We start from the raw sequence: 18,760 nt of genomic DNA on the forward strand, positions 1-18,760 counted from the left end.
CCCCTGTTCCGGCGCCTGCGGGGCGGCACGTCCCGTGACGCCGCGGTGCCGCGCGGTGCGGCGAGCGGCCGAAAGCGTGCGGTGGCAGGCCTCGGCGGCGTTACGGCCACGTTGACCGTATGCAATGGCGCGACGCACTCTCGTTACGTAACTGCGCAGTACATCTAGTTCGGCCGGGAGTGGCGCAGGCCTCGAATCCGCTGCTCAGCTGTGGTTCCCGGGCCCCGGTCGACGACAGCACGCAGGAGGTAGCGCATGTGTGGCATCACCGGCTGGGTCTCCTTCGAACGCGATTTGCGCAGTGAGACCTCGACCCTGGACGCGATGACGGAGACGATGTCCTGCCGAGGCCCCGACGACTGCGGTACGTGGATCAACGGTCCGGCCGCCCTCGGGCACCGTCGGCTGGCCATCATCGACCTGCCCGGCGGGCGCCAGCCGATGACGGCCGACACCCCGCAGGGCACGGTCGCCCTCGTCTACTCCGGGGAGACGTACAACTTCACCGAGCTGCGACGTGAACTGACCGGGCGCGGGCACCGGTTCACCACGGACTCCGACACGGAGGTCGTGCTGCGCGGGTACCTGGAGTGGGGCGAGGCGGTGGCCGAGCGCCTCAACGGCATGTACGCGTTCGCCGTGTGGGACGGGCGCCACGACAGGCTCGTCATGGTCCGTGACCGGATGGGTATCAAGCCCTTCTACTACTACGAGACCCCGGACGGCGTCCTGTTCGGCTCCGAGCCCAAGGCGATCCTGGCCAACCCGCTGGCCCGCGCCCGCGTCGGCCTCGACGGGCTGCGCGAGCTCTTCGCGTTCGTCAAGACACCCGGCCACGCCGTGTGGGAGGGGATGAACGAGGTCGAGCCCGGCACCGTCGTCACCGTCGACCGGGGCGGGTTGCGCCGGCACGTCTACTGGCAGCTGGAGACCCGGCCGCACACCGACGGCAAGGACGCCTCCATCGCCCATGTGCGCGCGCTCCTGGACGACATAGTGCGCCGCCAGATGGTCTCCGATGTGCCGCGCTGCACCCTGCTCTCCGGCGGCCTCGACTCCTCCGCCATGACGGCGATCGCCGCCCGTCAACTGGCCGAGAACGGCGAGACGGTGCGCAGCTTCGCGGTCGACTTCGTCGGCCAGGCGGACAACTTCGTCGCCGACGAGCTGCGCACCACCCCGGACACCCCGTACGTGCACGACGTCGCGCGGTCGTCGGGCACCGACCACCGCGACATCGTGCTGGACTCGCACGCCCTGGCCGACCCCGAGGTGCGGGCCAAGGTGATCCGGGCCCGGGACATCCCGATGGGCTTCGGTGACATGGACGCCTCGCTGTACCTCCTGTTCCGGTCCATCCGTGAACACTCGACCGTCGCGCTCTCGGGGGAGTCGGCCGACGAGGTCTTCGGCGGCTATCTGCAGTTCTTCGACGAAGGAGCGAGGCGCGCCGACACCTTCCCCTGGCTCGTGCGCTTCGCCCAGCACTTCGGGGACGACTCCGATGTGCTGAGGGGTGACCTGACGGCGGCCCTCGACCTCCCGTCGTACATCCAGGACAGCTACGACACCGCGGTCGCCGGCATACAACGCCTGGACGGAGAGAGCGATTTCGAGTTCAGGATGCGCAAGATCTGCCATCTGCACCTGACCCGCTTCGTGCGCGTCCTGCTCGACCGGAAGGACCGGGCGAGCATGGCGGTCGGACTCGAAGTGCGCGTGCCCTTCTGCGACCACCGCCTCGTCGAGTACGTCTACAACACGCCCTGGTCGCTGAAGTCCTTCGACGGCAGGGAGAAGTCCCTGCTGCGCGAGGCGACGGCGGACGTGCTGCCGAAGTCGGTCTACGACCGGGTCAAGAGCCCCTATCCCTCGACCCAGGACCCCAAGTACGCGATCGCGTTGCAGGGACACGCCAAGGATCTCCTGGCGCGGCCGTCACACCCGGTCTTCGACCTCGTGGACCGAGACCGGGTCGCCCGCGCGGCGCAGCACGACGCACCGCAGATCACCCAGGCCTCCCGGCGCGGGCTGGAACGCACTCTCGACCTGGCGCTGTGGCTCGACCTCTACAAGCCGGACATCTCGCTCTCCTGACCAACTGTGTACGGCCGGAACGGGCGAAACGCGTCGAGGAACCTCCGGGGCACGAGTGCTCCGGAGGTTCCGGGCTGTCGGGTCATCGGCCGGTGCATTGGGGGCACAGGCCCCGATAGGTCACCTCGACATCCGAGACGGTGAAGCCGAACCGTTCCGAGGGCGGCAGCCCGGCCAGTGGGTCGGAGTCGGGGTGGACGTCGCGGATGGTGCCGCACGCCGAGCACACCAGGTGCTGGTGCGGGTGATGGGCGTTCGGGTCGTAGCGCCTGGCCCGGCCGTCGGTACCCACCTCGATCACCTCGCCGAGCGCCACCAGCTCGCCGAGGGTGTTGTAGACGGTGGCGCGAGAGATCTCCGGCAGCCGGGCGGCGGCGCGCACGAGTACCTCGTCCGCCGTGAGGTGGACGTGCTCGCCCGAGAGGACCTCGGCGACCACCCTGCGCTGAGCGGTCATGCGCCAGCCACGTCCGCGTAGCCGTTCCAGCAGGTCACTCATTCCCACCAGCCTAACTGTGCGTTGTTCTACGAATGATTCGTACAGACCCGTCTGTCGTATTGACTTGGACTAGGTCCATCGTAGGATCGGTTCCGGCTGACAGCCAAGGGCCAGGTCAACAGCAGGGGAAAATGCGTGTCTTCAGGAGACGGGTGCGCCCACGCCGGCATCCGGACTGTGACCGCCTCGAATCCGAGGCGATCGCCTCCGGGCTGCGGCGACGCGCAGGCCGCCGTCTCCCTCCGCTCCCTCCCGGCCCGTGATTACGCCGCCCTTGGTTCCGCCACCCTCGATTCCAGTACCCCCCGGATCCACCACCCTCAGTTCCAGAGCAATGTGATCCGCCCCGTCCGGAAGGATTTCCATGACTGAGAACCACGACGCGATCGTCACCGATCCGAAGACCGAGGAGGTCTCCGGCTGCCCGGTCGCGCACGGTCGCGCGCCGCACCCGACCCAGGGCGGCGGAAACCGCCAGTGGTGGCCGGAGCGGCTCAACCTGAAGATCCTCGCCAAGAACCCCGCCGTCGCGAACCCCCTCGGTGAGGACTTCGACTACGCCGAGGCCTTCAAGAGCCTCGACCTGCCGGCCGTGAAGCGGGACATCGCCGAGGTGCTCACCACCTCGCAGGACTGGTGGCCCGCCGACTTCGGCAACTACGGTCCCTTCATGATCCGGATGGCCTGGCACAGCGCCGGCACCTACCGGATCAGCGACGGCCGCGGCGGCGCCGGAGCCGGCCAGCAGCGGTTCGCCCCGCTCAACAGCTGGCCGGACAACGCCAGCCTCGACAAGGCCCGCAGGCTGCTGTGGCCGGTCAAGAAGAAGTACGGCAAGAACCTCTCGTGGGCCGACCTCATCGTGCTCACCGGCAACGTCGCCCTGGAGTCCATGGGCTTCAAGACCTTCGGCTTCGGCGGCGGCCGCGCGGACGTGTGGGAGCCCGACGAGGACGTCTACTGGGGTCCCGAGACCACCTGGCTCGGGGACGAGCGCTACACCGGCGACCGGGAGCTCGAGAGCCCGCTCGGCGCGGTCCAGATGGGGCTCATCTACGTCAACCCCGAGGGCCCGAACGGGACCCCGGACCCGATCGCCGCGGCCCGCGACATCCGCGAGACCTTCCGCCGCATGGCGATGAACGACGAGGAGACGGTCGCCCTGATCGCGGGCGGCCACACCTTCGGCAAGACCCACGGCGCCGGCCCGGCCGACAACGTCGGCGCCGACCCGGAGGCCGCGCCGATGGAGCAGCAGGGCCTCGGCTGGCAGAGCACGCACGGCACCGGCAAGGGCGCCGACGCGATCACCAGCGGGCTGGAGGGCATCTGGACGGACACCCCGACCGCCTGGGACAACAGCTTCTTCGACATCCTCTTCGGCTACGAGTGGGAGCTGTTCAAGAGCCCTGCGGGCGCCCACCAGTGGCGGCCGAAGGACGGCGCCGGTGCGAACACCGTCCCCGACGCGTTCGACGCGTCGAAGACCCACGCCCCGACCATGCTGACGACCGACCTCTCGCTCCGGTTCGACCCGGCGTACGAGGAGATCTCGCGGCGCTTCCACCAGAACCCGGACGCGTTCGCGGACGCCTTCGCCCGCGCCTGGTTCAAGCTCACCCACCGCGACATGGGGCCGATCGTGCGCTACCTCGGCCCCGAGGTCCCGGCCCAGACGCTGGTCTGGCAGGACCCGCTCCCGGCGCGGACGTACGAGACCGTCGACGCCTCGGACGTCGCGGCGCTCAAGGCCCGGATCCTCGACTCGGGCCTTCCGGTCTCCGAGCTCGTCTCCACCGCCTGGGCCTCGGCCTCCTCCTTCCGGGGCAGCGACAAGCGCGGCGGTGCCAACGGCGCGCGCATCCGTCTGGAGCCGCAGAACTGCTGGGACGTCAACGGCCCGGACCAGCTGGCGGCGGTGCTGCGCACCCTCCAGGGGATCCAGGAGTCCTTCAACTCCGAGCAGTCCGGCGGCAAGCAGGTCTCGCTCGCCGACCTCATCGTGCTCGCCGGCGCCGCGGCCGTCGAGAAGGCGGCCAAGGACGCCGGCTTCGACGTCGAGGTCCCCTTCGCCGCCGGACGCGTCGACGCGTCGCAGGAGCAGACGGACGTCGAGTCGTTCGTCGAGCTGGAGCCGGCCGCCGACGGGTTCCGCAACTACGCCGGCAAGTCCAGCCGGCTGCCCGCCGAGTACCTGCTGCTCGACCGGGCGAACCTGCTGACCCTCACCGCCCCCGAGCTGACGGTCCTCGTCGGCGGGCTGCGGGTGCTCGGCGCGAACCACCAGCAGTCCTCGCTCGGTGTCCTCACCGAGACCCCCGGGCAGCTGACCAACGACTTCTTCGTCAACCTGCTCGACCTGGGTACGACGTGGAAGGCGACGTCCGAGGACGCCACGGCCTTCGAGGGCCGCGACGCCTCCGGAGCGGTGAAGTGGACCGGCAGCCGCGCCGACCTCGTCTTCGGCTCGAACTCGGAGCTGCGCGCACTCGCGGAGGTCTACGCGAGTGACGATGCGAAGGAGAAGTTCGTGAAGGACTTCGTCGCGGCGTGGGACAAGGTCATGAACCTGGACCGGTTCGACCTGGTCTGACCAGGACGCCGACGGGCCGCCGCGGCGGGGGAGAGTTCCCTCGCCGCGGCGGCCCGTTCCGTTGTCCGGGCTGCCGGCCGTCAGGCCGTGGCAACCGCGAAGACGTGGATCACACCGCCGTCCGTCGTGGACGGCAGGGTCACGCTCGCGAGCTGCTTGCCCGCCTGGAGCGCGATCGGGGCGGTGGCGAAGATCTCGGTGCCCACCGGGTCCGTCCCGCCGCCCTGGACGTCGCGGTACGCGGTGTGCACGGCGACCGTGTTGCCGAACGACGGCTTGTCCGCGCCGCCGCCCAGCGTCCAGTCACTGAAACCGATCTCCGCCTGCTGCGTGGTGCCGTCGGTGTACGTCAGCGTCGCCTGCCCGGAGGCCGAGCCCTCGGCCGCGCTGCCCAGCAGGCTGAGCTTCGTGTCGCCCGGGGCTGCGGGAACGTTCAGCACCTGCGGTTCGGTGCCGGCCACCTCGATGTTGTCCGGGTCGCCCGCCGCCACCTCGGGCCAGCCGAAGTCGAAGCCGCCGGACGAGACCTTCCCGCCGGGTGTCGCGCCCGCCGAGGCGAGCGCCTTGGCCGAGTAGCTCCAGCCCTCACCGTCGAAGTTGGCCTGCGGTTTGTCGTCGTCGGCGGAGATGGCGGTGCTGTTGCGGTTCCACAGCATGCCGTTCTTCTCCGCGACGGTCAGCGAGGCCGAGGTCTTCGGGAGCTCCTCACCCGTGGACGACTTCAGCGTCACCGGGACCGTGTAGTGGCCCTCGCCGGTGTCCGCGGCGGCCGACACCTTCAGCGTGGCGCTCACCGAACCGCGGGCCGGGACGGTGAAATCACCCTCGGCCGGGGTCACGGTGACGCCGGCCGGAGCCTTCGCCGTCCAGTGGACCGCGGTGGCCTTCGTCTCGATGCTCTGCACCTTGACGGTGGTCTCCGCGCTGCCCCTGCCCGGCTCGATCCTCAGCTGCTCGGGGGTGGCGCCGGTGAAGTACTTCAGACCGCCGCCGGGGAAGGACGGCGGGGCGTCGGCCTTCGCCGCGCCCCAGGAGGTGTCCGCCGTGGAGCCGAGGGTGTAGTCCAGCTTCCCGCCGTGCGTGACGAGCGAGGCGGGCACCCACGGCTTCGTGGAGGTGCGGCCGTTGACCTTCAGTCCGTGGATGTAGGTGTTGTCCGCCGACGCGGCGGGCGCGTCGACCGTGATCGTCCTGCCGTGCCCGGTGTGCACCACGGCGTGCGGGAACAGCGGTGCGGTCAGGGTCAGGTCGGCCCGGCTGGGGTTCTGCGGGTACATGCCGAGCGCCGAGAAGACGTACCAGGACGACATCGTCCCCGCGTCGTCGTTGCCGGGGATGCCGCCGGGCCCGTCGGTCCACAGCTGGTCCAGCTCCGCGCGGACCGTCTCCTGCGTCTTGTACGGGGCGCCCAGGTAGTCGTACAGGTAAGGGGCGTTGATGTCGGGCTCGTTGGTCGCGTCGTAGCGCGTGTCGTCCTTCGCCGAGAAGTCGAACTTCCCGTCCGGCGTGCGGAAGAAGGCGTCGAGGCGCTTCACCGCCTGGTCGTCACCGCCCATGGCGCCGGCCAGGCCGGCCACGTCCGAGTACACCATCCAGGTGTAGCGCGCGCTGGATCCCTCGACGAAACCGCTGCCGGTGCCCGGCGTGAAGGTGCCCGCCCAGGTGCCGTCCGCCTTCCGGTCGCGTATGTAGCCGCCCTGCGGGGTGGCGTTGGCGTCGAACACGTTCGTCCAGTTCCCCGAGCGGTCCAGGAACCTCTTCGCGTCGGCGGTCCGGCCGGTCTGGCGGGACAGCTCGGACAGTCCGTAGTCGGCCGCCGCGTCCTCCAGCGTCTCGGCCGCGCCGCCCCAGCAGTGGCAGTTGTCCGCCGGTACGTATCCGAGCTCCAGGTACTTGTCGAGCGCGGGCCGCTGGCCCACGCACTCGACGTTGCAGCCGGAGCTGTCGGAGTCGTTCGCCGTGGGTACCGTCGCGGCCTTGACCAGTGATTTGAGTGCGCCCTTGACGTCGAAGTCATGGCCGCCGAAGGCGTAGATCCCGGCGAGGGCCGCATCCGAGGGATCACCCGACATCACGCTCGTCTTGCCGTTCTCCAGCAGCCAGCGGTCCCACTCGCCGCCGCGCTGGCCCGCGTAGTTGTACAGCGACTGCGCGTAGTCGCTGCCCGCCCGAGGATTGAGCAGCGTCATGAGCTGCACCTGCGCGCGGTACTGGTCCCAGCCGGAGAAGGTGCCGTACTGGGCCTTCTGGCCCTTGGCGAGCCGGTGCGGCTTGCGGTCGGCGCCGAGGTAGCGGCCGTCCACGTCATTGGTCAGCGTGGGTTCCAGCATGGAGTGGTAGAGCGCGGTGTAGAAGGTGGTGCGCCGGCCCTCGCTGCCGCCGCCGACCTCGACCGACTTCAGCGCCTTGTTCCAGGCGGTGGCGGCCTGGGTCCTGACGGAGTCGAAGCTCTTGCGGGGGCCGTTCTCCGCACGGAGGTTGGCCTCGGCGTTCCGAGCGCTGACGTAGGAGACGGCGACCTTGGCGCCGGCCTTGGTGGTCCCGTCGGCGAAGGTGACGTACGCGCCGGAGCCCTTGCCTTCGACGGCGTTGCCGGACGAGCTGTACCCCGTACCCCCGGAGGCCGAGGTGGAGCCGGGCTCGACCTTGCTGTCGGTCCAGGTGCCGGTCTTCGCGAACGCCTTGTCGAAGTGGGCGGTGAAGTAGAGCGTGTAGAGGTCCTTGCGGTTGTTCGCGCTCTGCGGACCGCAGAAGTTGCCCGCCGTGACGGAGCCCGTCACGGTGCGTGCCGCCTTGTCGATCTTCACCGTGGCGCCGGTGCTGCCGCTCTCCGAGTTCGAGGTACGGAACAGCATGCTCGCGGGCTTGTCCGCGGGAAAGCCGAACTTCCCCGAACCGGTCCGGGCGGTGGTGGTGAGCGCCGCCGACGCGCCGCTCGCCAGGCCGACCTTGTAGTAGCCGGGCGACGCGCTCTCGTCGGCGTGCGAGAAGCTTGCGGCGTACTTCGCGTCGGTGGTGTCCGCGCTGGGCGAGGAGTCGACGTCACCCACGTACGGCATGATCGGGATGTCGCCGTTGGCGCCCGAGCAGCCGACGCCGTTGAGATGCGTGAGGCTGAAGCCGCGGATCTTCGTCGCGTCGTACTGGTAGCCGCCGGGAGCGGGGGTCGAGACCTGCTTGCCCTTCGAGTTCTGCGGACTCCAGGCCAGCATGCCGAACGGCTGCACCGCGCCCGGATAGGTGTTGCCCGCGTTGGACGTGCCGATCAGCGGATTGACGTACGACACGGGATTCTTGACGGTGCCGTGGGGGGAGGCCGCGGAGGCGGGGGAGGCCGTGGTGGCCATTCCCAGCGCGGCCATGGCGGTCACCGCGACGGAGCTTATGACTCCGATCCCGGTGCGCGTCCGGTGGTTGTGCGTGTCTGACACCGTTCCTGCCCTTCGTGTATGACGAACGGTCAACGCGCTGGGAGCAGGTACGCCGTGACCACTCCGCGACGGCGCCGCCCCCGACAACGTTGTCAACGACGTGAGGATGCTCCTCCTGCCGCTCCGGAGTGTCAAGGATGCGCGGAATCCCGCGGTCCGGACCGGGCGGCGGCGGGGGAGGGGTAGCCGGGCGAACCTCGCATATCGAGCGGGTGGTCCGGGGAACGGCGAAGGGCGTGCCGCGTACGGACAGCGGCACGCCCCGGGTGTCGCGGGACTACAGGTCGAACTCGGCCGGTGCGATGCCGGCGGCGAAGCAGGCCTCGCGGACCACGGCGCGCTCGGTGCTGTCGAAGTTGCCGTCGGCGCCGCCGATGACGATGCCGATCTGGATGACCGCGCGGGCCTCGGTGGGCTTCTTGCCGACCTTGCCGACGGTCTGGAGGAGGCTGACCTTCCCGAAGTCGAAATCGGAGATCAACTGCTGGCAGTAGTCGTTGAACCGGCGCTGCAGATCCTCGGCGGGAAAGTTCCGCAGTACCTCGTTCCCCGCGATCAGCGAGGCCACCCGCTGCCGCTCGACGGGGTCGATGGAGCCGTCGGCCGCGGCCACGAGGGCACACACGGCCATGCTCGCGTCGCGGAAGGCCCCGCTCTTCAGGTCGTTCTTCTTGGCGTTGAGCTGCGTCTGCATCGTCGACGCCGATTCCTTGACGCGGTCCCACAGTGCCATTCGAAATACTCCAGGGTCGGTCGAAGTGATGAGTGCCGGCAGGTGCGCGAGTGTGCGTGATCCGGTGGGAAGGCCCTACGGACGCGCGCGTGCGCGTGATCCGGAGGGAAGGCCCTACAGGTGCGCGGCGACGGCCGGCATCAGGTCCTGGAAGGTGCGTCCCTGAGCCGCGCTGCCGATGGCCGTCATCTGCCATCCCGTGCCGGACCGCTGGACCTTGGCCATGATCTGCGCGGTGTGGCGCCCGCCGCCGGTCAGCGTGTAGCGCGCCAGCTCCTGCCCCGTCGTCTCGTCGACCAGCCGGCAGAAGGCGTTGTCGACCTCCTCGAAGGTCTGGCCCGTGAACGAGTTCACGGTGAAGACGATCTGGTCGACATGGGCCGGGACGCGCTGCAGGTCGACGACGATCGACTCGTCGTCACCGCCCTCGCCCGCGCCGCCGACCCGGTTGTCGCCGTTGTGCCGGACCGAGCCGTCGTCGCTGGTCAGGTGCTGGAAGAAGACGACATCCTGCGGGGCCGCGCCCGCGAAGAGGACGGCGGAGGCGTCCAGGTCGATCTCGCGGGCGGCCAGCCGGGCGAGAAACCCCCTGCGGGGTGCGGACTTCCAGCCCAGGCCCATGCGTACGACGGTGAGTTCCCCGCCGCCCGTCTTGGTGAGGCTGATCTGCTGGCCCTTGGTCAGGTTGACGGTCATGGCTCCACTCTCGGCAGGGGGCGGTACGACGGTGACCCGGAACGGGTCAGAGACTGACGCCGAAGTCGGCGACGATTCCGCTGAGTCCGGCGGCGTAGCCCTGTCCGACGGCGCGGAACTTCCACTCGGCGCCGTTGCGGTACAGCTCGCCGAAGACCATGGCGGTCTCCGTGGAGGCGTCCTCGCTCAAGTCGTAGCGGGCGATCTCGGCGCCGCCCGCCTGGTTGACGACGCGGATGTAGGCGTTGCGGACCTGGCCGAAGCTCTGGCCGCGGCTCTCCGCGTCGTGGATCGAGACGGGGAACACGATCTTGGCGACCTCGGCCGGTACGCCTGCGAGGTCCACCTTGACGATCTCGTCGTCACCCTCGCCCTCGCCGGTGAGGTTGTCGCCGGTGTGCTCGACCGAACCGTCGGGGCTCTTCAGGTTGTTGTAGAAGACGAAGTTGTCGTTCGAACCGACCTTCCCGGCCTCGTCGCACAGCAGCGCGCTGGCGTCCAGGTCGTAGTCCGTGCCGGTGGTCGTACGGACGTCCCAGCCGAGTCCGACGAGGACCGCGGTGAGTCCGGGGGCCTCCTTGGTCAGCGAGACGTTTCCACCCTTGGCGAGGCTCACGCCCATGATCTTCTCCCTCTGCGCGTCGCGCCGCGCATCGTCGCGGCCGCGCGTGATCGCGCGGCCGCCGAGTGGCGGCACCTGAAATCTACAGCACTGTAGAGTTTGTGTGGCGGATGCGGCCGCGGTCTCCGCCGAGCCCACGGGACGTCCGGGCGGCTGGGTAGGATGCCCCGGCGCCCGGCAGTTGGACGAGCGGCCGGGCAGAGTTACGAAAGGGGCCGCGTCGTGGGCGGAGAGAAGCAAGGCCGTCCGCAGGAGCCGCGGGCCCGCCGGCGTGGCCAGGGCGAACTGGAGATCCAGGTGCTGGCCGTACTGGGCGGGGCGAGCGAACCCGTCACCGCGGCCTGGGTGCAGGAACGCCTCGACGGCGGACTCTCGTACAGCACGGTCATCACCATCCTGACCCGGCTGCTCGGCAAGCAGGCGGTCACCCGTACTGGTTCGGGCCGCCCGGTGCTGTGGCAGTCGACGGCGAACGGGGCCGGACTCACCGCGTTCCGGATGCGCCGGCTGCTCGACCAGCGCGACGACCGGGACGCCGTGCTGTCCAGCTTCGTCTCCGCGCTGTCGCCGGACGACGAGGACCTGCTGAGGTCGCTGCTCGGCGAGAGCGGCTCCGGCCCCGCCGGGCGGGCCACGGACGAGCCGGAGAGCTGACCGATGGGTGTCTTCGTCTGTCTGCCCCTGATCCTGCCCCTCACGGCGCTGCCCATCGCACGCCTGGCGGAGCAGCATCTGCACCCGCGAAGTGCCGCCCGTCTGCTCGCGACCATCGCCGTGATCCTGGCCTCGTGCAGCACGCTCTGCCTCGGTCTTCTGGCCGTGGTCGGCACGGCCCAGCTGCCCGGCAACCCGCTACCTGACGGCTGGTCCGACGACGAGGTCAGGAAGGCCGTTCCGCACGACGGGTTCGTCGGCAAGATGGCGATCGCCGCGCTCATGGCCGTGGCCGCGGGCTGCGCCTCCGTCGTCCGGCGCCACTACCGCTTCCGCTCCCGCGCGCACCGCACACTGGCCGGGCTGTCGACGACGGCCGAGGTCGCGGTGCTGCCCGACGGCGTGCCGTATGCCTACGCCCTGCCCGGCTCGCCCGGCAGGATCATGGTCTCCTCCGCGATGCTCGACTGCCTGACAAAGGCCGAGCAGCGGGCGCTCCTCGCCCACGAACGGGCCCATCTCGCGGGCCGCCACCACCGCCTGCTGCTCGCCGTCCAGCTGGCCGGCTGCGCGAACCCGCTGCTGCGGCCGCTGCGCGCGGCCATCACGTACAGCACGGAGCGCTGGGCGGACGAGGAGGCGGCCGTCACCACCGGGGACCGGCGGCTCACCGCCCGCACGGTCGGCAAGGCGGCGATCATCTCGCACCGGGCCGCCACGGAGACCGTCCCGGCCTTCGCCGCGGCCGGCCCCGTCCCCCGGCGGGTCGCCGCACTGCTGGGGCCGGTCCCGCCGGAGCAGGGCTGGCCGCCGATCCACACCCCGACCGGGATCGCCGCGTTCGTCGCCGCGGTGGGAACGGCCCTGTCCACCGGGTCCTCGCTGAACGCGGCCTTCGCGCTCTTCGTCGCACTCGAAGCGGCGACGCCGTTGTAGGACCCGGCCGGGCCGCCCGGCGCCATGGCGCCCGGGGCTCACAGGACCCGGCGGAACCCCGGTATCCGGCGCAGCCCGTGGGCGGCCGCGAAGCTGACCGGTACCGCGCACGCCGTGACGAGTGCGAACGCGCCGAGCGCCGGGAGCCCGTGGCCCGCTACGGCGAACTGGAGGGCCACCACGATCGGTACGTGGATCACGTACACCGCGAAGGAGTCGCCCGCCAGGGACCGGCTGAACCGGGTGTTCCACCGCGCCTTCTCCCGGAAGAAGACCAGCAGCCCGGTGCACAGGGCTACGCAGAGCAGGCTGTCGTACGCGGACCACAGCAGCGAGGCCCCGTCGGCGCCGCCCGCTCCGAAGAACGGGGCGTCGGCGCCCACCGCGAACAGCAGGCAGGACCCGGCGAGCCCGGCCCACAGCCAGACCCGGCCCGTCCGGGCGGGAAGCCGGACGAGCCAGTCGCCGCGACGGGCGAGTATCCCGAGGACGAAGAAGCCGGCGTACTGCGGCACCCGGGCGGGCTCGACCTGGATGAAGTCGAGGAACGGCACCCAGGTGTCGAGCGGATACCGCACCCGGGCGGCGAACGTCGCGCCCGTGAGCACCACGGTGAGCGCGAGGAGCGCGAGGTGTCCGAGCACCCGGCGCGGCGCAAGGGCGGCGGTGTCCGTGGCGGGGGACCGGCGGACGGAGCGGACCGCCGCGCGGCAGAGCGCGTACAACAGGCTGTAGGCGAGCAGGTTCTGGATGAACCAGAGGTGCCCGAACTGCAGGTCGGGCCAGGACGGACCGCTCCAGTCCGCCGGCCGCTCGCCCAGCCCCAGGTACACGTCGGCGAAGTACCGGGGGAAGGAAATGTCCGGATAGCCGCGGTAGCGCGTGTAGTAGGCGTACATCAGCGCCGGTACGAGGGTCAGTGCGCCGATCAGCACCGGCACGCCGAGCCGGAGCAGCCGGCCGCGGACGAAGGAGCCACCGCCGCGCCGGGAGTACGAAGCCGGCACGAAGTAGGCGGAGACGAAGAAGAAGAGGCTCATGAAGAACGTGCCGTCGAGCGCGGACAGCGTGGCCAGGAAGTCGGAACGTGGTCCGGCCTCCACGTACCACCAGTCGGCCGGACCGTAGGCCTGGGCGCAGTGGTGGGCAACCACCATGACGATCAGGGCGATGCGGAGGGTGTCGAGCCAGCCGAGACGGGGGTCTGGGGCGGGGCGTGCCGAGATGGGCGCGGTGCCGGCGCCGTGAGATGTATCCATGTGTTCACTATGCTCAACACGTGTACACCTGAACATCGGGGTGAACCCTGAGAGGGCATCAGGGTTGGTCCGAAGGCGCTCCCGCCGGGCTGTGTCAGACGGCCCTGCCGGCCCCGTCGCCGAAGAGGCCGTGCAGCAGCAACCGCTGGTTGGCGGTGCTGCGTTGGGCCAGTACCTCGGGCGCGAACATCGGCCGGTCCAGGCCCGGCTGCATCACCCGCTCCAGGAGCAGCGGTCCGAGCACGAGACAGAGGATCTGGAACGGCGCCCAGGTCTGTTCGCCGGAGCCCGTCCGGGCGCCGCCCGCCGCCGCGAGCCGCTCCAACTCGCCCCGCGCACCACGCAGGAGCCGGGCGAAGAGCTCGGCGCTCGCCTCGCTGTCCTCCAGCAGGACCTGGCGGAGATACCCCCGCAGCACGGGATCGGCGCCGAACAGCCGCGCCGAGACATCTCCGAGCGAGGCCATCAGATCACCGGACCGCGACTCGACCGAGGCGAGAGCCTCCCCGATCCGGCCCAGCACCTCCTCGTCCACCGCAGCCCGCAGCCCCTGCTTGGAGCCGAAGTGCCGGGTGACGAGCGCGGGCGACAGCCCGGCCGCGGCCGCGACCGCCCGCGTCGAGGTGGCCTCGAAGCCCCGCTCGGCGAACAGCTCCAGCGCACACCGCCGCAGCCGCGCCCGTCCCGTCAGGTCCTCTTGAGCCACATGTTCCATGCCCGGAGGCTAACCGAGCCGCCGCGCCGACGGCCCCGCCCGCCGGGTCCCGGGCCCTGCGCTGTCCGGACGGGCGGCCCGACGGCCCCGCCCGCCGGGTCCCGGGCTCGGACTCACACCCCGGGCGCCGTCAGCGCAGGGCCTCGGGCAGCTTCTCGCGGTGGATGATGCCCAGGCGCTGGGTGGCGCGGGTCAGTGCCACGTACAGATCGCTGGTCCCGTACCGGCCGGGCTCCACGACCAGTACATGGTCGAATTCGAGCCCCTTGGCCTGCCGGGGGTCGAGCAGTACCACCGGGCGGGTCAGATCGGGCTCGGCGCCGGCCGTGACGCCGTCCAGCGGCGCCGCGATCTCCGCGTGGAGAGCGGCAGGTGCGATCACCGCGAGGCGGCCCTCCTCGGGCGTCAGCTCGGAGACCGCCCGCGCCACCGCGCCCGCCAGGTCCTCGCCGGCGTCCCGGATCCACGGCACCTCGCCGGTGGACCGCACCGAACCCGGCGGCTCGAAGGAGGGGTCCTCGGCCCGTACCACCCGGGCGGCCAGCTCCATGATCTCGGCGGGCGTACGGTAGTTGACCTTGAGCGTCGTGTGCTCGAAGCGGTCACCCACGTACGGCCGCAGGATCTTCTCCCACGAGCCGACGCCCGCCTCCTCGGAGGTCTGCGCGGGGTCGCCGACCAGCGTCATCGCACGGGTCGGGGAGCGGCGCATCAGCAGCCGCCACGCCATCGGCGAGAGCTCCTGAGCCTCGTCGACGATGATGTGCCCGAAGGCCCAGGTCCGGTCGGCGGCGGCGCGCTCCGCCGCGCTGCGGTGATCGGCCTCCTCCTGCCGGTCCGCCATCCGTTCGGCGTCGATGATGTCGTGCGCGGCGAGCACCTCGGACTCCTCGTCCTCGAACTCGTACGACTCCGAGCCCCTCGACAGCTCCAGGACGCCCTGCGCGTAAGCGATCCGCTCCTGGCGCTCGGCCTCGGCGGCTGCGCGCTCCGCGCTGTCGTCGACCCCCAGGAGTTCCGCCACCTCGTCCAGCAGCGGGACGTCGGCGGGCGTCCACGCCCCTTCGCCGGGCGCACGCCGGACGGCTGCGGCGTCCGCGTCCGGTACGTAGACGGGCTCGGCCAGATAGTCGGTGAGGAATCCCTCCGGGGTGAGCGGCGGCCACAGCTCGTCGACCGCGGAGTGCACCTCCTTGCTGACGGCCACGTTCCTGCCGAGCTGGGCGATGTCGTCGGGGCCCAGGAAGTTGGGCCCGCCGTGCGGGTCGGCGCCGATGCGCTCGGTGAGCTGCGCGGTGAGGGCGTCGATGATCCGGAAGGCGAAGTGCGGGCGGGCGAGGTTGTGGGGCAGCCGGGTGTCGCGGGCCGCCTGCCGGGCCTCGTAGGCGATCTCCCAGTCCAGGACGAGGTCGCCGTCGTCGTGCCGGATGACCAGCGGGGCGCCGGGCTCGGGCAGCTGCTGCCGGTCGCGGACGGCGAGGGCGAGCGCCTCGGCCATCGCGGCGCCGCCCTTGACGGCGGCGGCGCGGGGGGTGTCGGCGCCGTCGGCATGGATCCCGGGGAAGAGCTCGGCCTGGGTGGCGAGCAGGACGCCGGTCTCGCCGAGCGCGGGCAGCACCTCGCCGATGTAGCGCAGGAAGGCCGTGTTCGGCCCCACGATCAGGACGGCGCGCTTGGCGAGCAGTTCCCGGTGCTCGTACAGCAGATACGCCGCCCGGTGCAGGGCCACCGCCGTCTTGCCGGTGCCGGGCCCGCCCTCGACCACGAGGACGCCGCGGTGCGGGGCGCGGATGATGCGGTCCTGCTCGGCCTGGATGGTCCGCACGATGTCGCCCATGCGGCCGGTGCGGGCGGAGTTCACGGCGGCGAGCAGCACGGCGTCGCCGCTCGGATCCTCGAAGCCGGTGCGCTCCCGGTCCCCGACGTCGAGGATCTCGTCGTGCAGCTCGGTGACGGCGCGGCCCTCGGTGGTGATGTGCCGGCGCCGGCGCAGCCCCATCGTCGTGTGACCGGTGGCGAGGTAGAACGGGCGGGCCACCGGTGCGCGCCAGTCGATCAGCAGCGGCGTGTGCGCGGTGTCGTCCTCGCGGATTCCGATCCGGCCGATGTGGTGGGCCGCGCCGGTGGCGAGGTCGATCCGGCCGAAACACAGCGACCCGTCCACGGAGTTCAGGGCCGCCAGCAGGCCCGAGCGTTCAGCGACGAGCACATCGCGCTCGTGACGGGCCTGCAAACCCGTACCGACCGGGGTCAGCGCGTCCTGGACGTGCTGGGCGGTCATGCCGCGCAGCGCATCGACGCGGTCGTAGAGCCGGTCGATGAATTCCTGCTCCTTCTGCAATTCGGAGCTTTCCCGAGTTGACAAAATGGCTCCCTGCCGGATATGGTTTTGCTTAGTGGCCCCCGGTGAGGGGCCTTTTCTGTGGGCGCACAGAAAAACTCAATATACCTGGGAAAATCCCCGGTCCGCAATTGCGGACCGGGGATTTTCCGTTCTGTGGGACGTGTCGTAGGGCGTGCCCCGGGACGGTCGGCCGCCCGGCCCGCGGGGTACGGCGCTGGTTGGGCTGCTCGTCATGAACACGGCTTCGACCAGCGGCAGAACGCATGAGCCCGTCATCCTGGACGCGATGGAGCTGACGTCCGATCCGGAGCGCGGGCCCCGGTTCGCGGCATCGGCCCACCGCGTCGTGGCCGACCTCGTCCGCGACGGCGCCGCGCTTGGCTGGGTCGGCCCTCCCTCGCCCGAGGAGGTGGCGGACCTGCTCGACCAGGTAGTCGCCGCGGCGCGGGTGGGCGATGCCGCCCTGCGCGCCGTGTACATCGACCGCGGCCTGGTCGGGCTGGGCTACTGGACGCGCTATGCGCGTCCCACTCACCGCCCGCACGCGGATCTGGAGAAGGTCGCCGTGGCCGCCGCCGCCCACGGCCGAGGTATCGGCCGGATGCTGACGGCCGCGCTGGTCGCCGATGCCAGGAGGGCGGGGATCGAGGTCGTCACCCTGGACGCCCGGGGCGACAACAGCGCTGCCCTGCACCTCTACCGCTCACTCGGCTTCACCGAGTACGGGCGCCTGCCCGGCTTCGTCGCCGTCGGCGAACGCCGCTACGACAAAGTCCTCTGCATGCTGGACTTCCGCCAGGAGGCGTGACGCGCGCGGGCGGAGGACCCATCGACCCGGCCGGGCGGAAGCCGCGTCGAGCGTCAACTAGGGTTGACGGAATCCCTCGTGTCAACCTACATTGACGAGATGGGGAATCAAGTCCTGCTCGTCTGCGGAATGGCCGCTGGGCCTCTCTTCACCGCCGCGTATCTGCTGGAAGGCGCCGGCCGCGTGAGCTACGGACCGCGCCGCCATCCCATCAGCTCGCTCACCCTCGGCCCTGCCGGGTGGGCGCAGACCGTCAACTTCCTCTTCGCGGGCGGGCTGTCGCTGCTCTTCGCCGTGGGTCTGTGGCGTGTCGGGCTCTCCGGCTGGGGCGCCCTCCTGGTCGGCGCGTGGGCGGTCGGTCTGCTGGGGGCAGGCGTCTTCCGCACGGATCCGGTGAGCGGCTACCCGCCCGGCACGCCTGATCGGCTCCAGCGGCACACCCCCGCGGGGGCCCTGCATGACCTGTTCTCCTCCATCGGATTCCTGGCCCTCGCTGTTGCCTGCTTCGTATTCGCCCCGTCCGGCCCGCCCGGATGGGCCGTCTACTCGATCGCAAGCGGTGTCCTCTTCGTGGCGACGATGGTGCTGGCCGGCGCCGCGTTCGACCAGCATCAACGCTGGGTCGACAGCGGCGGACTGCTCCAGCGCATCTCGCTGACCATCGGCTGGACCTGGCAGCTGGTGCTCGCCGTGCGCGTCCTGAACACCTGAGCAGCAACGAAGCGGCTCATCCAGGGTCCTGCCAGCCGCATGGGGAGAGGCACTCTTCAGGTGAGGGGCCGTGTACCGGGTGGTACCCGAGTATCCGTGCCGAGGCTGGGCGCAGCGAAGCGGGCTCACCGCTCGTGGCGGGAGTCGTTCTTCTCGGCGTTCCTGAGGTGGGTGTCGAACAAGCCGATCGCGGCCGTGGAAGAGAGTTCGAACTGCCGCATGCAGGACAAGAAGTGGTCACCGTCCGTGAGGACGAGCTCTTTGGGTTCGCGGGCGCGGCGATTGGGCTGAAGGGTCACCTCGTTCGTCCACGCGTCCTCCGGTGCCCAGTGCGGATCGCGTTCGTCCTGGTGGAAGCGCTCTTTTAGGGCGTGTATCTCGTGGGACGGGACGCGGCGCAGTCCGGTCTCGTAGTCGCTGATGGTGGGGGCCTGGGCGTAAACGGCTCTGATACGGCGGTCGGTGGCCCCGAGGACCAGGGCGTATCCACCGGCGTAGCTGAATCCCCAGATGCCGATACGCTGTTCGTCGATTTCCCCACGTGTGCCGAAATAGGTGATGGCCCATCGCCAGTCCGCGATCTCAGGTCCAAATGAATTCCTGCGTCCGCTCGTGACTCGGTGGCGCCGCATTCGCCCTCATATTTCTCACGGACTGCCCGT

Annotated in this window: 15 protein-coding genes; 6 read left to right on the plus strand and 9 right to left on the minus strand. The window is 70.7% G+C overall.

All coding sequences use genetic code 11. The features are described 5' to 3' along the window. Positions 1 to 255 precede the first annotated feature (255 nt). Entirely contained in the window at positions 256 to 2,097 is a 1,842-nt protein-coding gene (gene asnB, locus ACGFU6_RS00540) for an asparagine synthase (glutamine-hydrolyzing) (protein ID WP_393607187.1), read from the plus strand. An 82-nt stretch (positions 2,098 to 2,179) separates the two neighbouring features. Here the strand turns inward: asnB and ACGFU6_RS00545 are convergent, their stop codons facing one another. Continuing rightward, complete coding sequence (locus tag ACGFU6_RS00545) at positions 2,180 to 2,596, minus strand: Fur family transcriptional regulator (RefSeq protein ID WP_393607189.1); 417 nt, start codon at positions 2,594 to 2,596, stop codon at positions 2,180 to 2,182. Between the two features lie 364 nt (positions 2,597 to 2,960). On the opposite strand from ACGFU6_RS00545, the gene katG reads away from it, so the two are divergent. Further along, entirely contained in the window at positions 2,961 to 5,189 is a 2,229-nt protein-coding gene (gene katG / locus ACGFU6_RS00550; protein WP_393607191.1) for a catalase/peroxidase HPI, read from the plus strand. Between the two features lie 80 nt (positions 5,190 to 5,269). On the opposite strand, the gene ACGFU6_RS00555 is transcribed toward katG, so the two are convergent. The 4 genes from ACGFU6_RS00555 to ACGFU6_RS00570 all read right to left on the minus strand — a co-directional run bounded on the left by ACGFU6_RS00555 (position 5,270) and on the right by ACGFU6_RS00570 (position 10,671). Continuing rightward, positions 5,270 to 8,551: a GH92 family glycosyl hydrolase gene (locus ACGFU6_RS00555; RefSeq protein WP_393607788.1), complete on the minus strand. Its 3,282-nt coding sequence runs from the start codon at positions 8,549 to 8,551 to the stop codon at positions 5,270 to 5,272. 346 nt (positions 8,552 to 8,897) lie between these two features. Further along, entirely contained in the window at positions 8,898 to 9,353 is a 456-nt protein-coding gene (locus tag ACGFU6_RS00560) for a tellurite resistance TerB family protein (protein ID WP_123528652.1), read from the minus strand. Between the two features lie 114 nt (positions 9,354 to 9,467). Then, on the minus strand, positions 9,468 to 10,049 hold the full coding sequence (locus ACGFU6_RS00565) for a TerD family protein (RefSeq protein ID WP_123528653.1): 582 nt from the start codon (positions 10,047 to 10,049) through the stop codon (positions 9,468 to 9,470). 46 nt (positions 10,050 to 10,095) lie between these two features. After that, positions 10,096 to 10,671 (minus strand): TerD family protein, encoded by a 576-nt coding sequence (locus ACGFU6_RS00570; protein ID WP_393607194.1) that lies wholly within the window; start codon positions 10,669 to 10,671, stop codon positions 10,096 to 10,098. A gap of 222 nt (positions 10,672 to 10,893) precedes the next feature. Between ACGFU6_RS00570 and ACGFU6_RS00575 the strand changes: the two genes are divergently transcribed. Then, complete coding sequence (locus ACGFU6_RS00575) at positions 10,894 to 11,325, plus strand: BlaI/MecI/CopY family transcriptional regulator (RefSeq protein ID WP_393607196.1); 432 nt, start codon at positions 10,894 to 10,896, stop codon at positions 11,323 to 11,325. Between the two features lie 3 nt (positions 11,326 to 11,328). Next, the gene (locus ACGFU6_RS00580; RefSeq protein ID WP_393607198.1) at positions 11,329 to 12,261 is read left to right on the plus strand and encodes a M56 family metallopeptidase; all 933 of its coding nucleotides are present in this window, start codon (positions 11,329 to 11,331) and stop codon (positions 12,259 to 12,261) included. 38 nt (positions 12,262 to 12,299) lie between these two features. Here ACGFU6_RS00580 and ACGFU6_RS00585 read toward each other — a convergent pair whose 3' ends face one another. The 3 genes from ACGFU6_RS00585 to ACGFU6_RS00595 form a co-directional block, all read right to left on the minus strand. Further along, positions 12,300 to 13,520 (minus strand): acyltransferase family protein, encoded by a 1,221-nt coding sequence (locus tag ACGFU6_RS00585; protein ID WP_393607200.1) that lies wholly within the window; start codon positions 13,518 to 13,520, stop codon positions 12,300 to 12,302. A 94-nt stretch (positions 13,521 to 13,614) separates the two neighbouring features. Beyond that, on the minus strand, positions 13,615 to 14,235 hold the full coding sequence (locus ACGFU6_RS00590; RefSeq protein ID WP_393607202.1) for a TetR/AcrR family transcriptional regulator: 621 nt from the start codon (positions 14,233 to 14,235) through the stop codon (positions 13,615 to 13,617). Between the two features lie 130 nt (positions 14,236 to 14,365). Continuing rightward, positions 14,366 to 16,576 carry a HelD family protein gene (locus ACGFU6_RS00595; protein ID WP_393607204.1) on the minus strand — a complete coding sequence of 737 codons (2,211 nt, stop codon included), beginning with the start codon at positions 16,574 to 16,576 and terminating at the stop codon, positions 14,366 to 14,368. Between the two features lie 235 nt (positions 16,577 to 16,811). Between ACGFU6_RS00595 and ACGFU6_RS00600 the strand changes: the two genes are divergently transcribed. Both ACGFU6_RS00600 and ACGFU6_RS00605 read left to right on the plus strand, forming a co-directional pair. Next, positions 16,812 to 17,387 carry a GNAT family N-acetyltransferase gene (locus ACGFU6_RS00600; RefSeq protein ID WP_393607206.1) on the plus strand — a complete coding sequence of 192 codons (576 nt, stop codon included), beginning with the start codon at positions 16,812 to 16,814 and terminating at the stop codon, positions 17,385 to 17,387. Between the two features lie 99 nt (positions 17,388 to 17,486). Next, positions 17,487 to 18,098 (plus strand): DUF998 domain-containing protein, encoded by a 612-nt coding sequence (locus tag ACGFU6_RS00605; RefSeq protein ID WP_393607208.1) that lies wholly within the window; start codon positions 17,487 to 17,489, stop codon positions 18,096 to 18,098. 125 nt (positions 18,099 to 18,223) lie between these two features. Here ACGFU6_RS00605 and ACGFU6_RS00610 read toward each other — a convergent pair whose 3' ends face one another. Then, on the minus strand, positions 18,224 to 18,730 hold the full coding sequence (locus ACGFU6_RS00610) for an acetylxylan esterase (RefSeq protein ID WP_393607210.1): 507 nt from the start codon (positions 18,728 to 18,730) through the stop codon (positions 18,224 to 18,226). Between the last annotated feature and the right edge of the window lie 30 nt (positions 18,731 to 18,760).

Source organism: Streptomyces sp. NPDC048462 (assembly GCF_043200175.1).
In the GTDB taxonomy this organism is placed as follows: domain Bacteria; phylum Actinomycetota; class Actinomycetes; order Streptomycetales; family Streptomycetaceae; genus Streptomyces.

Bases quoted from the DNA above. Each gene is read 5' to 3' on its own strand.
- ACGFU6_RS00590 (WP_393607202.1), bottom strand. From the start codon at position 14,235: ATGGAACATGTGGCTCAAGAGGACCTGACGGGACGGGCGCGGCTGCGG.
- ACGFU6_RS00565 (WP_123528653.1), bottom strand. From the start codon at position 10,049: ATGACCGTCAACCTGACCAAGGGCCAGCAGATCAGCCTCACCAAGACG.
- ACGFU6_RS00610 (WP_393607210.1), bottom strand. From the start codon at position 18,730: ATGCGGCGCCACCGAGTCACGAGCGGACGCAGGAATTCATTTGGACCT.
- ACGFU6_RS00585 (WP_393607200.1), bottom strand. From the start codon at position 13,520: ATGGATACATCTCACGGCGCCGGCACCGCGCCCATCTCGGCACGCCCC.
- ACGFU6_RS00545 (WP_393607189.1), bottom strand. From the start codon at position 2,596: ATGAGTGACCTGCTGGAACGGCTACGCGGACGTGGCTGGCGCATGACC.
- ACGFU6_RS00580 (WP_393607198.1), top strand. From the start codon at position 11,329: ATGGGTGTCTTCGTCTGTCTGCCCCTGATCCTGCCCCTCACGGCGCTG.
- ACGFU6_RS00605 (WP_393607208.1), top strand. From the start codon at position 17,487: ATGGGGAATCAAGTCCTGCTCGTCTGCGGAATGGCCGCTGGGCCTCTC.
- asnB (WP_393607187.1), top strand. From the start codon at position 256: ATGTGTGGCATCACCGGCTGGGTCTCCTTCGAACGCGATTTGCGCAGT.
- ACGFU6_RS00570 (WP_393607194.1), bottom strand. From the start codon at position 10,671: ATGGGCGTGAGCCTCGCCAAGGGTGGAAACGTCTCGCTGACCAAGGAG.
- katG (WP_393607191.1), top strand. From the start codon at position 2,961: ATGACTGAGAACCACGACGCGATCGTCACCGATCCGAAGACCGAGGAG.
- ACGFU6_RS00555 (WP_393607788.1), bottom strand. From the start codon at position 8,551: ATGGCCGCGCTGGGAATGGCCACCACGGCCTCCCCCGCCTCCGCGGCC.
- ACGFU6_RS00560 (WP_123528652.1), bottom strand. From the start codon at position 9,353: ATGGCACTGTGGGACCGCGTCAAGGAATCGGCGTCGACGATGCAGACG.
- ACGFU6_RS00600 (WP_393607206.1), top strand. From the start codon at position 16,812: ATGAACACGGCTTCGACCAGCGGCAGAACGCATGAGCCCGTCATCCTG.